This is a genomic window from Kitasatospora sp. NPDC054768 (assembly GCF_053612025.1).
Genome location: NZ_JBSHBN010000048.1, coordinates 1 through 15010, shown reverse-complemented (window position 1 = coordinate 15010; position 15010 = coordinate 1). Strand labels below are relative to the sequence as shown.

The following is a 15010-nucleotide window of genomic DNA, read 5'->3' as shown; positions in this document are numbered from 1 at the left end:
CAGGAATTGCCCTCCCATGCTGCCCAAATCCCTGCGGACCGGCCGCGTGGCGTCGACGCACCCCGTTGCACGGGGGCAGTACGCCGAGAAATTCCCGGTCTTTACGCCGGCGCCGTCAGGGATGTGGCGGTGTCCTGTGCGACCGCCCCGGAGAGTGTGCTGCTCGCCGGCTTCGCCGCGCTGCTGTACCGGTATTCCGGCCAGAACCAGGTCGAGTTCCACGTGCGCCGCGAAGGAGGTGAGGACTCGCTGCTCCGCTTCTCCGTCACCGGGGAGAGCACGCTCCGTGGACTGACCGGTGCGGCCGGTACCGCGGCGGCCCCCGGGAAGGAGCCCGCGCGCATCGGCGTACGTTTCGGTGCGGATCGGGCCGGCGAGGGCGATCAGCCGTACGAGGTCGAGCTCGTGCTGCCTGTGGCCGAGGCGGCGTCCCGGTCGGCCGCTCTCCACTTCGACGAGCGACTCTTCGAAACGGCGACCGGCGACCAACTGCTCGCCCACTTCCAGAACCTGCTCGAGGACGGCGCGAACCGTCCGGACCAGGCGCTGGCGGATCTCGTGCTTCTCACCGGGCCCGAGGTGCACCGGATCCTCGTGGAATGGAACGACACCGCTGTCCAGCTGCCCCGCGAGGAAAGCTGTCTGCACGAGGCGTTCGAGGAGCGGGCCGCGCGGTCCCCCGAGGCCGTCGCCGTGATCCAAGGAGCGACCCGGCTGACGTTCCAGGAGATCAACGTCGCGGCGAACCGGCTGGCACATCATCTGAGGGACCTGGGCGTCGGCCCCGACGACCGCGTCGGCCTCTACCTCGAGCACTCGCCCGATCTGCTGATCTCGATGCTCGGGGTACTCAAGGCCGGCGGGGCCTATGTGCCACTCGACCCCGGCTATCCGCAGGCCAGGGTGTCCACCATGATCACCGGTGCTTCCTGCGTGGCTCTGATCAGCCACAGCAAGCTCGCTGCCGCTCTGACCGGGGAGGACTCCGTACGGCAGGAACTCCTGGTGTTATTGGACCGCGAGACCGCCGCCCTGTCCGCTCGGCCCGATCACGATCCGAAGGCCCAGGCCGGGCCGGACAACCTCTGCTACGTCATCCATACTTCCGGTTCCACCGGAAAGCCGAAGCCGATCGCGCTGCGCCACCGGGGCGTGGTGAACAACATCGAGGATCTCAACTCCCGCTTCGCGGTGGGCATCGGCGACAGTGTCCTCGGCCTGTCATCCCCGAGTTTCGACATGTCGGTCTACGAATTCCTCGGGATGACGGCGGCAGGCGGCACTCTCGTCCTTCCCGCGCCCGGCCGGGCCAAGGATCCGGCGCACTGGGCCGAACTGGCGGCGGACCACGGCGTCACGGTGTGGAACACCGCACCGGCGCTGCTGGAACTGGTACTCGATCATGTCGAGCGCGGCGGGGGTGGCGGGCCCTCACCGGTGAACGCACTGCGGCTGATCATGGTCGCCGGAGACTGGATCCCGCTGAAGCTGCCCGGACGCGCCCGCGGAGCCGCGCCCGATGCCAGGTTCATCTCCCTCGGTGGGGCCACCGAGGCCTCGATCTATTCGACGATATTCGAGGTCGAGGCCACCGACCCCACCTGGAGGAGCATTCCGTACGGGCGCCCGATGGCCAATCAGCGCACCTACATCCTGGACGAGTCGCTTCAACCCGTTCCGCCGGGTGTGACAGGCGAGTTGTACCTCGCCGGCGTCGGCCTCGCGCTCGGCTACTTGGACCGGCCCGCCTTCACCGCCGAGCGGTTCATCGAGTGGACGTACGGCACAGTGGCCGACGAGCGGCTGTATCGCACCGGCGACCTGGCGAGGTTCGGTGCCGACGGACTGATCGAACTGATCGGCCGGACCGACCTTCAGGTGAAGATTCACGGGCTGCGGGTGGAGCTGACCGAGATCGAGTCCGTACTCCGCGACCATCCTCAGGTCAAAGAAGCGGCGGTGACCGCACAGACCGATGCCGTCGGCGTCCCGGTCCTGGTCGGATATGCCGTGCCGCGCGACGGCGAAGTCCTGGACCCGGAGGACATCCGCAGGACCCTCGCGGCCAGCCTCCCGGCGCACATGGTTCCCGGCACTGTGCTCGTGCTGCCGGCCATGCCGCTGAGCCCCAACGGGAAGCTGGACCGCACGTCGCTTCCCACGGCCCCCTCACCGCACGAGGAGCGCCGTGGCGGCACCGTGCCCGTCGGTGCCGAGCCCAGCGGTCCGTGGGAGAAGCGGATCGCCGCGGCATGGCAGGACGTTCTGGGTATCGATGCGATCCGGCGTGACGACGACTTCTTCGCCCTGGGCGGCGACTCGATGACGGCCATGCGCAGTATGGCGCAGGTGCCCGAGCTGACGTTGGTGGCTCTGCACCGCCATCCGACGCTGCAGAGCCTGGCCGCGTATCTTCAGGCCACGGCCGCTCCGCCCGGGGTGGGGAACTCCGATGCCTGCTCGGTCTGACGGACCGAGCAGGAACCGCGGCACACCGGCGGTGGCCGGCCGTGCGGGCCGGATGCCCGGGCGTCCGTCGCGCGGGTACCAGCCCGCGAAGTCCTCGTCGCACCACAGCCCGTCCCGCCGGTCTCCCACCCACATCGCCGTCGTGCCGCCCGGGTTGTTCGCCCGCGCGATCTGAGCGGTCAGATAAGGGACTTGCTCACCGGAACGGGGGCGGAGCGACAACGGACACCTCGACAACTGCATCGGTCGTCGAAACAGCCACGAACATGCCTGGTCATGTCGGCAGGTCGAGGGCCTGGCGAGGTCGCGGGCGCGCATCGGGCCGCCTGTGTCGGCCGGGGCGGTGAGGATCTGCTGGTAGGCGGGGTGGTCCGGGTGCGTCGAGTTCGCCGAGCTGCCGGGTGAGTTCTTCGATGCGGGCCCGGAACTGCCTGGTTCGGTCGGCCGGTTCGCGTTCGCGGAAACCCCGGTCGAAGCCCTTGGCCGGCGCGCGTACGTGAATGACCGAGAGTGATGCGGACGTGAAATTTGAAGACACGGCCCAGTAAGGTCGAGTAAGATCACGGGTGAGTTCGAGGTCGTGCCGGGTGGGCCCTCGATTGAAGAGCTGCTGGACCGCCACAAGAAAAATGCGGCCAGGCTTTTGAGAATGTCCCGATCTGCGACGGATTGGGATGTGTGTTTTTCGGGAAAGCAGAAGGACGGGAATGTCCATCGATGGCCCGCCGGAGTAATCGCGTCATCGATGTCCGTGTTCGGGGATAAGATCCTGGAAGAACCAGAATCCGGAGGACCGATGGCCACGCACGCTATTCAGAGGATGCATTCGGGGCGCGGCGGAATTCAGATGCATCGCCAGGGGGAAGTGTCCGATCTGGACGCGTTTCGGGAACGGCGTCTGACGCGCAGGCGCCGGCTGTTAGATGACCTGGCGAGTGCGAGAACGGGCACCCGCTATTTCCCTGTGCTGTCGGTACTGGCGCCCGTCATGACCCAATCCGAGGGTGAAATCACCTATCCGGGCGACCCGATGTGTCTCTACACGGCGCTGAGCGCTGCCGTGCACCGTGCCGTGGCGGACGCCGGCCCGCTGGAGGACGCCGTGCACTACAGCGACCTCGCGCCCGAGTGGACCCGGTTCCCGTCCAAGGAGTACCGGCTCTCCGCCAGTGACGACGGATACCGGGCCTACGGCACGTCACCCAACACCGACCAGACGGTGTTCGACCCCCGGGTCTGGGACGACGCGGCGCGCACGAGATGGCTGCGGCTACTGCGCGAGGTCCAGCCCAGGGTCGTGCTCATCAGCGCCGTGTCACCCGCGCACCGCTACGCGCTCGAAATCGCGAGGTTGGTCAAGCGCGAGGTCCCGGATGCCTTCGTCATACTCGGAGGCCGTCATGTGGACGAGACCGTCACCTGCACCCCCGACGGCCGGGCCCTCGTGTGCGAACCCAGCAGCACGGTGACAGTCATTCAGGAGGGCAAGGCTCCCGGAGTGGTCGACGCCGTCGTCGGCGGCGAGGCCTACTTCGCTGTGGACCTGCTCATGCGGGCCCTCGCCCTTGCCACCGATCTCGACCGGCGTTGGGTGGACCGTGACCAGGTTCTGCCGTGCCTGCAGGGGCTGCTCGCCGAAGAGGGTCCCGTGTCCGGCTCGTCGGTCGTCGTCCTGGCGACGGGGGAGACCTTCGACGCCGTTCCGCTCCGTGGCCGAACGCTCGACCTCGCGTCCTTACCCTCGCCGTACGAGGCATTCGCGATCCGATCCCGATTCCCCATCTTCACTCGCCCCGGGACAGGGGAGGTGATGCGCACCGCGCACTTCATGGTATCCAACGCCTGTCCGTACCGATGTAACTTCTGCTCCGAGTCGTCGCAACTTGGCACCGGGCTCAAGCGGTTCAAGGACGATGCGATAGGTGCGGCGGCGGAGCGGGTCTGTGAATACGTCAGCTATGGCGCCGAGTCGCTCTTCTTCGACGACTCCGTCTTCTGGAGCGGCCGGTACCGGGACATCGAGAATTTCTGCGAAGAGCTCAGCCGGATCCGCCGGGACGAGATCGGTTCACTCGAACCGCGTTACCGCAGATTCGTTCGCGAGGAAGACGATGTCCAGCGGCTGCGCGACCTCCAGTGGGGTGCTCAGCTGACCGTCGACACCCTCGTCGCGCTGCATTCGGCTGAAGAGTCGTCAAAAATCCTGCGAAAGATGAAGGATGCCGGATGCAGCTACATCTACATCGGCATCGAGAGCATGTCGACGCAAGTCATGAACAACATTCACAAGAATATCCGCCGGGACGAACGGAAGCCCTGGGGGGAAAAGGTCAGGGAAGCTGCGGCCCTCGTCAAGGCGCAGGACCTGCAGCTGGGAACTTCCGTTCTTTTCGGCCTCGACGGTGAGACGCGGGACAGTATCGACGAGACCATCCATGAAGTGGGCCGTCTCATCGACGACAAGCTGATCGATCTGGCCAGCCCGAACATACTCACCTATCACCCCGCGACACCGGTCACGCGCCAGCACGGCATGCAGGACCAACTCGACTACCACTCCCCGCGCATCGACAACCGAAAGCCCTATATCTACTTCGAGGAAGCTTTCCCCGGTGTCGTCTCCGTCCTCCTCACCGAGGACGACATCTGGCACATTCACAGGGAGACCGAGAAACGCTGGGGCGGGGCCCGCAATGATGCTGCCGCAGTTCCTGTCCAGGAAGAGCAGTCCGACAGTCCCCGGCATGTCCACGCCGGACCATGACGACATCTGAAGGCGCCCAGAGGCTCTGGCCACGGCTGTAAGGGCTGAGCCGCCGGACGGCCTACGGGACTTGCCCACCCGGAGCCCCGTGACGACTCGATCGCTGCTGTAGGACAACGCCGGCGAGGTCGTCCGCGGGATCGATGTGAGTCGAGGGACGCGACCCGGGCCGTCCCCGCCGGGTGCGGGGGGAGTGACCTCTCCCGGCCCGTCCTCCGCCCCGCGCCGTCGGGCCGCTGCACTGCCGCCCGCCCCGCCGGACGGTCCGCCCGTTTCGGGCGCCCCCGCCGTCGCCTCGGCCGCCGCGCGCCGTCCGCTCGGGGTTGTTCCCGGGCCGTCCTCCGCGAACCCACCTGTCCGGGCGTGGGTCACGGGGGAGCGGGCCGGGCACCGCAAGGGCTCCGAGGCGGAGGACGTGTTCGGCAAACGCCCCCGGACCTGGCGCAACCACGTCTGGGAGGGAGATCACGTCCAGGCCCCGCTGCGCGTGCACGCGGACGGTCAGCTGGTGCGGCCGTACGTCACGTGGTTCATCGACTGTGCGACCAAAGCAATCACCGGGGTGGCGGTGACGCCGGGCTGTCCTTCACGTGCCTCGATCCTGGCGGCGCTGCGCTCCGCGGTGCTGCGCACCGGGCCGTACGGACCGATCGGGGGCCGGCCGGAGAGCGTGCGGATCGACCGCGGCAAGGACTTCCTCTCCCGCACCGTCACCGCGGCCTTCGGCGCGTTCGGAACGACCGTGGACGACCTGCCGGCCTACAGCCCCCGTCCGAAGGGCGGCATCGAGAACCTGAACCGCAGCGCGATACGGATGCTGTTCGCTGCCTTGCCCGGTTACCGCACCGAGCAGCCCGGCCGCCGCCCCGACCGGCTGCCCACGGCCCCGGCCCGGTCCTTCGAGGACTTCACCGCTGAGGTACTGGCCTGGGTCACCTGGTGGAACACCGAGCACCACCCGGACGGCCTGAACGGCCACACCCCGCTTCAGGCCTGGCCGCACGACCCGACACCGATCATCACCGACATTCCGCCTACGGACCTGTGGTCGTTCACGCTCGAGGACGACGGCCGCACCCGCGTCATCACCAGCCACGGGGTCCGCTTCAAGAACCGCGACTACCTCGCCGCCTGGATGGCCGGGCAGGCCAGCCGCGCGGTCAGGGACCGGGTCATGCCCCACCACACCCACGAGACCGAAATCTGCGACCCCGCCGGCCGCCGCCTGGGCACCGCCCACCTCGCCGACCAGGCCACCCCCGAGTAACTCACCGCGCTGCGCCGCGCCCGCACCCGGCGCACCCGGCGCGCACGGCGCCTGCGGGCCGAAGCGAGGGCCGCCGAGCAGCTGCGCCAGGAACGCTTCGCCCCCGCCACCACCCCCACCGCGCCACACCGCCTCGACACCGCTACCGCCACCGAGGTGACCCGGGAGCTGTCCCGCCACCACGAGAGCGGCCTCGCCTCGCCGGCCCTGCCGGAGCTGATTCCACCCGCTCCGCCACCGGTCCACTGGGTCACCCCCGCCGCCGTGGGAACCGCCGCCCGGCCCGCCCCGTCAACCGACCGCGAGGACACCCTGTGACCCTCGCCTGCCGCCCGCATCCACCGACCGGTACATCGCCCTGCCCGAGGCCCGTGTCGTGGCCACCCGTGCGCTGCTCGCCGTGCGCGATAACCTCGCCGACACCATCGCCGCCCGCGCCATGATGTGCATCCACGGCGGCGCCGGCTTCGGCAAGACCGTCGCGGTGACCAGTTGCCTGCGCGAACTCGAACCCGGCGAGGACATCCACCGCATCACCTTCCACACCCGCCCCACCACCCGGGCCGCCGTGCGCCACGAACTGTTCATCAGCCTCGGACTTCCGGGCTCTCCGCCCACCCCCGCACCCTCGTCCTGGACGAGGCCCAGTGGTTCTCCAGCGACCAGCTGGAGTACGTCCGCTTCGTGGGCGGAGAAGGCTGCCACCAGGCCCTGCGCAAGGAACCAGCGCTCCCCTCCAGGATCTTCATCTGGCAGCGCCTCGCCCGCCTGACTCCGGAGGAGGTCCTGGACGTGATCCCGCTCTACCACCCCGTCCGGGCCGACGCGGACCCGGACGACATCTCCTTCGCCGACCAGCGCGCCGCCCACGGCAACTTCCGCGCCTGGGCCCAGCTGACGGCACACGCCGTACCGCCCTGGCCCGCACGGAACGCCCCAGGATCGACCGGGACCTCCTGTGCTGGGCCTTCAGCCGCCTCGGATGACCCGTGTCCCGAAGGGACACACCATCCAGGCCGGCCCCCGGCCTGCCACCGAGGGATCCACCCCCGCCCGTTTCGGGCCGCCGATCGGAAGGAGAAGCCCTTGCAGGTCATCCGTGAGGGGATGCTGGCACACACCGTGCTGGTCCAGCGCCTGCTGGCGATCGACGAGGTCGGGCGCCTGTTCCCGCCTCACCGCAACACCGCGGCGGCGCTGGCCCGGGTGCCGGACAAGACCGTGGGGCGCTGGCTGTGGCAGGCCCGTGACGTCCCCGACGACCCGTCCCCCTGCACTCGCGCGGGGTGGTTCCTGAACGCTCCCGCCTGGGACGAGCCGGCCTGGGCCCGCATGGAGGCCCTGGTGACGGCTGACCACGGCCTGCGCTCCCGCCGGCAGCGGGGACCGCGCCCCACAGCGGACCTGAACGCACCGCTGTTCCGGGCCCGCCGCAGCCCCAGCGACGAACGAGGAGACCCCGGCCACAGTGCCGGGCCCGGAGTGGACCTGCTCGTGCCCGAAGCGGACGTGGTGGTGACCGAAGCACTCCACCGCACCGCCTCCGACCTCCGGCATATCGCCGCCGCCGGCGGAGTGATGTGCATGACCGGCGATGCGGGAGCCGGCAAGACCGTCGCCCTCCTACGCCCTCTCCCTCCTGCCCGCAGGACCCGCCGTACGCCGGATCCCGGTACCCGTGGGAGCGACAGTCGCCCACCTGCGCCACGCTGTCGCCGAGACGCTCGCCCTCACCGTGCGCTACGCCAATCGGCGAAGCGACACCGACCACAAGATCGCGGCGGCCCCTGCAGACACCGCACCTGCTGGTCCTCGACGACGCGCAGCGCCTGCCGCCGCCATGCCTGGAGTACCTGTGCCGCCTGGTCCAGGACCCCGATGCCCCAACCGCCCTGGTCCTGGCCGGAACAGCCGGCACCGAGGCCGTACGACGCGTTCCGGAACTGGCCTCCCGCGTCCTGGCCCGCTGTCCCATCCCCCCCGCTGACACAGGCCCAGGACCTGACCGTCCTCCCTGCGTTCCACCCCCTGTGGGCACGGATACCGCCACGCGAACTCGCGCGAACCGACGACCGGGGAGCCCAAGGGAACTTCCGCACCTACGCCCAGCTCACCGCGCACATCATCGACACGGTCCTGACCGACCCGCTCGCCTGCTCCGGCAGCGCCCTGCTCGCCAGGGCCTGGTACCGCCTCAAGGGAGCATGAGCAGGTCCGCCCGGAACCCCGTCCACCGACGGTTGGAGCAGCCTCTGGTGACACCTCCTGCGCACGCCGCCGGGGACATGCCGCACACCGGGCGCCTGGGCGCCGCTCATCCAGTCATCCAAGCGAGTGACTGAATCACTTCTTGATGGAAAAATTCCATAGAAGATTGATAAGATACCTTGCATGACGCTCAGCACGCTGGAAACCCTGCGACTCACCGTAGCCGCACTGCGACAGCGCACCGCAGAAAGCCAACGGGAACTAGCAACCGCGCTCGGGCTGACCCAGGACAAGGTGTCCCGCCGTCAGTCCGGGGCGCAGCCGTGGTCGCTGGACGAGGTCGACGCCCTGGCCCGGCACTGGGGGATGGGCCCGCTGGACCTGCTCGCCGGCCCCACCCACGCCGCCCTCTCCCTGGCCTGGCCGCCCGGTACCGCCGCGCCCGCCGCGCCCGCCTCGCAGCCGCCCGCGGTGCCGGTCCCGTCGGCCTTCGCCGCCCCGGTGCCCACCGTCCTCCCGGCACCGGCACCCGAGCAGCCCCCGGCCGCGCCCGCCCCGGCTGCCCAGGCCGACGAGGCGGTCCCGGTCCCGCCCGCCGCGGCATCGGATCCGGCCGCCGGGGCCGCGCCCGTCCCGGCGACGCCAGCAGCCTTGGCGGACCCCGCCATGGCCGGGACCGGTGTCACCTACGACGCCCACGCTGACCGCGCTCCCGACGGTCACCCGGAGACCTACCCGCCCGCGCCGTGCGTGCGCTGCGGACGCCCGGTCCGGTTCCGAATCGGCGGCCGGCCGAGCCACCTGGGCGGCTGGTGCGTCCCCGCCGCTGCCGATGCACCGGCGACCGCGCCCGTCCAGGCCGCAGCCGACCAGGCCACGGCCGCTTCCGCCGTTGTGCCCGCCGCGCCGCCGGCTACCGTCCCCGCCCCGGTGCCGGGCACCGCCCCAGCCGCCGAGAGCGTCCTCGGCGACCAGGCCCCCGCGGTCGGAGCCGCCGCCGTCGTCGACCAGGCCCCCGCCATCCCCGCCGCTGCGCCCGCTCCCGCTGCGCCTCACCGGGCCGGCCCGGCGCCGTCGACGCCATCGGCGCGGTTCCGTGCCGAGTACGCGGGCACTGGCCGGCCTTTGGCCTTCTACCTCGACATGATCACGTCGGCGGTCGAGGAGGCGCTGGAGGAGCACGGCGGCGATACCGAGGCCGCTACCGCCGCGCTGGAGAAGAAGGCCATTCCGAACGGAATGGACCTCTTCGACAAGACCCGCGTGGGCGCGGTGTACGAGCACACCGTTTACCCTGAGCGCCTGGAATTCCTGAGCAAGAAGTCCCGGAACGGCGCCGACGATATCTGGGAGGGCCGCCACAAGTGGGAGAACGCCCCGCTGATGGCTGCTCTGAAGGCCGGCACCCTCGCCGAGATCGCGGTGGATGTCCTGGACACCAACGCCGCCTACTGCTCCGCGCTGAAGACGCACCTGCCGATCGGCGCTCTGCAGCACCGCCCGGACGGCGGCTGGGACCCCAAGCGCGCCGGCATCTACCTCCTGCCCAAGCGCCCGGCCTGGGACCACCCGCACCTGCCCGACCCGATCGGCAACCGCCACGAGGCCGGGCCGGTGCTCCTGGACGAGGCCACCGTGCGCCTGCTGATCCGCTGCCACAAACTCGGCCTGACCGAGGCCCCGCACATCACCGAGGCCTGGACCAGCGGCGCCACCGAAGGAATGCTGGAAAAGTTCCGACGCGTCCTCACCCAGGCCCGCGAAAACGCCATCCACGACGGCGACACCGTCACCGAGAAATACGTCAAGGCCATCTACGCCAAATTCGCCTCGACCATCGGCGAATCCGCCTTCAACCGAGACCTCCGCCGCCCCGACTGGATGCACATCATCCGCTCCCAGGCCTTCGCCAACCTCTGGTACAAGTCCCAGCGCGCCCACAAAGCCGGACTGACGATTGTCGCGCTGCGCGGCACCGACGAACTCCACATCACCGGAGGGGAATGGCGCAAAGCCTCGGGCGGTGTTTTCGAGGAAGGCCGCCTGACCACCCAGATGAAACTCAAGGACCAGTACACCCTGCCCCGCACCAGCACCCGGAGCGCCTGAACAATGTCGACCGACGGATGGAAAAACTTCGGCCGCTACGGCGCCAACCGCGACCCCGGAAACGTCCACGGGAAAATCGCCCTCGCCCGCGCCCTGGAAGACACCGTGGAACGCATGATCATCGCGGGCGGGATCAAGTCCCCGCCGAGCACCCGCCGCGGCCTGACCGCCCGCATGCGCTACCTGATGAGCCACCAGGGCGGCCCCGAGGCCCTCTCCGACGCGCTCGCCGACGCCGGCAGCAGCGCCGTCCCCAAGACCATCCGCGCCTGGACCAAAGGCACCCAGCACCCCCTCCCCGTCAATGAAGAAGCGATCGACACCGCCTACTGGACACTGCGCGCCCGCAACATCCTGAACAACCCCCAGATCTTCAAGGACCACCTCAACCGCGACGGCCGCGGCACCAAGGTGGAGATCCACCCCATCAACCAGCAGGTGGTCGACGAGAAGCGCCGCCGCGACAACCTGCGCACCCGCACCATCCAGGTCCGCTACGTCTGGGACGACGCCGTCGACGCCCTCGCCACCGCCGACGCCGCCAAACTCGCGGAAATCTGGGACGACATCATCGCCGACCTCGACTCCGACTGGGGCGCCTACACCTACGTCTCCCACATCGGCCTCGGCGCCTGACACCAAGGCCCCCAGGGTTCCCTGGACTCCAGGAACCCAGGCGGCCGGGCCCGGCGCACCCGCACCCGCACCCGCACCCGCACCCGCGGCCACCGTCCGCCAGGACGGCGGCCGTCGTTGGACTGGCGCGCCGACCTCCACCCCACCACCGCACGCCCCCGCACGCCCACCCCACCCGGCACCCCCGACCGCCTCCTCTACCTGCTGGGCCGCCTCGCCACTACCGCCCCGGCCCAGCACGCCGACGAACAGAACGACCGCGAAGGCCAGGACGCGCGGTCCCCGTGGGGGCGCCGGGGCTGGACCCTTGGCGACGGCAGGAGCGACTGACCGGAGGGCCGGAGACATGGCCGGTGACGAGGAAGAACTGCGCGCGAAGCTCGCAGAGCGGAACTTCGACATCGTGAGAGGCCCGATAGGCGAGGACGAACCGGAGCGCGAGAAGGAGGCCCAGGAAAGGGAGGCCCAGGAGGCCGAGGACCGCGCGCGGTTCCAGATCATGAACGCGGTGAACCCCGGGGACTCGTTGGACTTCCAGGTCAGTACGGGAGACATGACCGAGGAAGAAGCGGAGCGGGAACAGGCCGCGGATGCCAAGGAGGCGGCCGATTCCGATGAGCCCCTCGGCACCCGTCCCAGGTGGGAAGGATCCGTACAACCCGGATGCGAAGGACGCCTAGCCCGAGACCAGTCGGAGACCCGTTCGCCAGGACCGAAGCCGAGGAAGCACCCGCGTACGGGCCAGGTGGTCGGCCAGCCCCGTCAGTCGGAACCGTACGCACCGCGCCTCACCATCCTCGGGGACCGCTGCTCATAACCACCCGAAGGTGTACTGACAACGGGTAGGACGCCGACCACCCCGGCGCTCCTCCCGCCGGACCATCGGCCCCCGCCCCGCCCCGCTTTGCCGGCAACCAGGAGACCGTCGACGCCTCGCCTCCTGGCTGCAGACGGACGGCCAGGAGCGGCCGGTGACGTCTCGGCCGGCCTCGTGATGAACGACGGGTGTGTCGCAGTGGTGGTGCGTCACCTGTTTTCAGTGGCTGGTGTTCTGGTTGGTGCTGGTCAAGGCGTGAAGCTCCTGAAAGATGGTGGCGTGTTGGCGTTGAAACGCGCTGTCGTTGTCCGGTGAAGCTCTGCTGCCACCTGCTACGAAGGCTGGCGCGGCCGGTGGTGGGCTGGCTGCTGCCGGCCCCACCATGGCCTGTGGGTTCAGTGGGCCAGATCATGCCGATCCTCAGCGATTTCGGAGCGGACGAGTTCGAGGAGGCGGCCCGTCCAGTTACGCCCTGTCCGGTCGTGCTGGCTCCAGTAGCGGGAGTGCATGTCGGTGTAGAGGATCGTGGCATCTCCTGTTTCCACCAACACGTTTGCCAGGTTCGGATGCTGGGTGAACTTCGCGCGCAGCAGCCGGGCCATCACCGCAGCGCGGGCCTGTTCCCAGCCGGAGCGAGGGGGAACGTCCTTGGCGGCCTGTTGTGCGTCGTAGGAGGTTTTTGCGGCGCGGATCGTCTCCCGGCGCTGGTCATCCGTGGTGGACAGGGCCCAGTAGGCGTGGCTGACGGTCGGGTACGCCACACCGTCGATCTCGATCGGTGCCGGGTATTCGTTGCGCAGGACCAGGACGCCTGGATCGGCCGGCCAGTCGTTGGGATAGTCGACCTGGCCCAGTTCGATGGCAGGCGCGTGCGCCACGTCCGCTCCGTCCACGGGGCGGCGTGCGGCGGCTCGGGTGCGTGCCTGGTCTCGCTCGGCGAAGTACTCCAACGCATGCTGGTACATCTCGTCGGTGACGACCGGCCCGCCACCGAGCAGGCGGGCCCCGGGGCCAGCGGCGAGGACCTTCAGCGGCCAGTCTTTGGAGTCCATGTCGCCCAGCGCGTAGCGGCGCAGGTGCTCGGGGATGGCCAGGTACGCCTCCCGCAGCACCGCGCGCTGCTCCTCGCTCGGCTCGGCGCGGAATACGGTGACGGTGGCCAGACAGCGGCCGGTGGAGTCAGGCCGGCCATTGAGACGGTCGATCTCGTCGCCGACCTCACCCAGCAACTCCTCCGGCGTCGTCCACGACTGGACCTCCGCGAACTTCCACGCGGCCACATGGTGGGCCGATGCCCGTGCACCGTCCTCGAACGTCGTCGCGACCCATCCGCTGCGCAGCTTCTCGGCGAACTCCTCGACCGTGACCAGGCCCCAGCAGTCGATGAGCCCGTCGGCGTAGATGAGTAGATCGGTGAGGAAGTAGTTGCCGCCGTTACGGATGAACACGTGCCGCCACGTATCAAGGATGCGTTCGCCGTCCGCGTGCCTGAAAGTGCGTCGAGATCCTGACCTGCCCGCCAGCGTAGAGGCCGCAGTTCGCGCTCCTCCTGCGGGCCCGGCCACTGATCGGTGATGCCGCCTTGCTGTTGAACGGCTGTTGTCGCCCGGATCGTGTATGCCGTAACCGGGCGTCGCCGCTGTTCCGTCGTTTGTGTGGTGCTGGTCGGCGTGTCGGGATGGGTTCTGCATCCACGGGACAGTTCGCCTTCGTCAGGCGACGGCGTTCTTTCAGCGGACCGGAGGTGGCCGTGAAGCCGAAACAGCACGGTGCGCCCCTGTCGCTCGAATCGCACCAGCTCCGGCCAGCCACCGCAGCAGGGCGTGAGGCATCGGTGGCCCGGTTGATGGACCTCCCGCCCCCGCCCCGGCTGTCCGTGCCGGAGTCGGCTGCGCTGGCGTCCGGGTCGCCGTTCTGGTGGTGCTGCGTCCGGGCCCTGGGTCTTGGGGGTGGCGGTGGGGTCTGTTCGTCGCCCGTCCCGCCGGTCTGCCGACGGCTCAGTGCTGTGCCGGGGCCCGCTCGATGCCGTCGGGTTTATGGGGGTTTTCCATGGGGGTGGTGATGGGCTTTTTGCATGGGGCTTTCGGGGGTGGGGTTTGTGGTTGCACCGGAATTCCGCGCCATATCGTCAGCGGGCTCGTTTTGGTGGCGTGCTGAAGGGGTGTGGGGCGGATTCCTGGGTCTACACAGGGCCTCGGTTGATGCACTCTCCGGGTGCAGCCGGGGCGGGGTAGCGGGTGCGACGGGATTTGCTGGCAGCGGCATTCTGATACGGAGTCACAGGCATTCTTCGGGGTGTGCGGGGGTCCTATCGGGGCAGACAGGTCCAGACCACTAAGTGTGGTTTGGACCTGTTACGGGGAGTGGTGGACGGGGAGAGCGGGTCTTGCATCGCCGGGGGTTCAGTGACACTATGCAGGATGGTCGGGGTGTGGGCCGTGGCCATCGTGGGGCGGGTGGGCGGCGTCGAAGGCAAGGGCCCCACCCCCTCCTCCCAGTCAGCCAGGCGCACGGAGTGCGCTAAAATCCCAACTGACCAGCAGAAATACGGCCCAGGCCGGGTCTGGACGGGGTGTCATGGGCCCGCCGGTGCGGAGCGCCGGCACCCCGAAGCGAGCAGCACTGAACCACGGGCCCCGACCCCGACGAACCAGCGGCGCGCCGCGCCGCCATCACTTTCCGCTACTGTGCCCCGGAGGGGCGCCGCAACGCTCCGTCACGCTAGTGACGGCGCGTCATG

At 69.5% G+C, this 15010-nt stretch carries 11 protein-coding genes; 10 read left to right on the top strand and 1 reads right to left on the bottom strand.

The features are described from left to right. Positions 1 to 129: 129 nt before the first annotated feature. From ACWGKU_RS17125 to ACWGKU_RS17080, 10 genes are all read left to right on the top strand, one after another. The gene (locus ACWGKU_RS17125) at positions 130 to 2469 is read left to right on the top strand and encodes a non-ribosomal peptide synthetase (protein WP_452191471.1); all 2340 of its coding nucleotides are present in this window, start codon (positions 130 to 132) and stop codon (positions 2467 to 2469) included. Between the two features lie 796 nt (positions 2470 to 3265). Then, positions 3266 to 5233: a B12-binding domain-containing radical SAM protein gene (locus ACWGKU_RS17120; RefSeq protein WP_452178754.1), complete on the top strand. Its 1968-nt coding sequence runs from the start codon at positions 3266 to 3268 to the stop codon at positions 5231 to 5233. A 415-nt stretch (positions 5234 to 5648) separates the two neighbouring features. Further along, positions 5649 to 6500 (top strand): hypothetical protein, encoded by an 852-nt coding sequence (locus tag ACWGKU_RS17115; protein ID WP_452178753.1) that lies wholly within the window; start codon positions 5649 to 5651, stop codon positions 6498 to 6500. Between the two features lie 156 nt (positions 6501 to 6656). After that, the gene (locus tag ACWGKU_RS17110) at positions 6657 to 6818 is read left to right on the top strand and encodes a hypothetical protein (RefSeq protein WP_401055500.1); all 162 of its coding nucleotides are present in this window, start codon (positions 6657 to 6659) and stop codon (positions 6816 to 6818) included. A 58-nt stretch (positions 6819 to 6876) separates the two neighbouring features. Continuing rightward, the gene (locus ACWGKU_RS17105; protein WP_401055502.1) at positions 6877 to 7272 is read left to right on the top strand and encodes a hypothetical protein; all 396 of its coding nucleotides are present in this window, start codon (positions 6877 to 6879) and stop codon (positions 7270 to 7272) included. Positions 7273 to 8378: 1106 nt separating this feature from the next. Next, on the top strand, positions 8379 to 8708 hold the full coding sequence (locus ACWGKU_RS17100) for a hypothetical protein (protein WP_452178752.1): 330 nt from the start codon (positions 8379 to 8381) through the stop codon (positions 8706 to 8708). A 183-nt stretch (positions 8709 to 8891) separates the two neighbouring features. Beyond that, positions 8892 to 10817: a helix-turn-helix domain-containing protein gene (locus tag ACWGKU_RS17095; RefSeq protein WP_452178751.1), complete on the top strand. Its 1926-nt coding sequence runs from the start codon at positions 8892 to 8894 to the stop codon at positions 10815 to 10817. Positions 10818 to 10820: 3 nt separating this feature from the next. Continuing rightward, entirely contained in the window at positions 10821 to 11453 is a 633-nt protein-coding gene (locus ACWGKU_RS17090; protein ID WP_401051487.1) for a hypothetical protein, read from the top strand. A gap of 117 nt (positions 11454 to 11570) precedes the next feature. Beyond that, on the top strand, positions 11571 to 11783 hold the full coding sequence (locus tag ACWGKU_RS17085) for a hypothetical protein (RefSeq protein ID WP_452178750.1): 213 nt from the start codon (positions 11571 to 11573) through the stop codon (positions 11781 to 11783). A 16-nt stretch (positions 11784 to 11799) separates the two neighbouring features. Continuing rightward, positions 11800 to 12270 carry a hypothetical protein gene (locus tag ACWGKU_RS17080; protein WP_452178749.1) on the top strand — a complete coding sequence of 157 codons (471 nt, stop codon included), beginning with the start codon at positions 11800 to 11802 and terminating at the stop codon, positions 12268 to 12270. Between the two features lie 395 nt (positions 12271 to 12665). On the opposite strand, the gene ACWGKU_RS17075 is transcribed toward ACWGKU_RS17080, so the two are convergent. Next, complete coding sequence (locus tag ACWGKU_RS17075; RefSeq protein ID WP_452178776.1) at positions 12666 to 13793, bottom strand: NADAR family protein; 1128 nt, start codon at positions 13791 to 13793, stop codon at positions 12666 to 12668. Positions 13794 to 15010 lie beyond the last annotated feature (1217 nt).

Bases quoted from the DNA above. Each gene is read 5' to 3' on its own strand.
- ACWGKU_RS17095 (WP_452178751.1), top strand. From the start codon at position 8,892: ATGACGCTCAGCACGCTGGAAACCCTGCGACTCACCGTAGCCGCACTG.
- ACWGKU_RS17100 (WP_452178752.1), top strand. From the start codon at position 8,379: ATGCCCCAACCGCCCTGGTCCTGGCCGGAACAGCCGGCACCGAGGCCG.
- ACWGKU_RS17080 (WP_452178749.1), top strand. From the start codon at position 11,800: ATGGCCGGTGACGAGGAAGAACTGCGCGCGAAGCTCGCAGAGCGGAAC.
- ACWGKU_RS17120 (WP_452178754.1), top strand. From the start codon at position 3,266: ATGGCCACGCACGCTATTCAGAGGATGCATTCGGGGCGCGGCGGAATT.
- ACWGKU_RS17090 (WP_401051487.1), top strand. From the start codon at position 10,821: ATGTCGACCGACGGATGGAAAAACTTCGGCCGCTACGGCGCCAACCGC.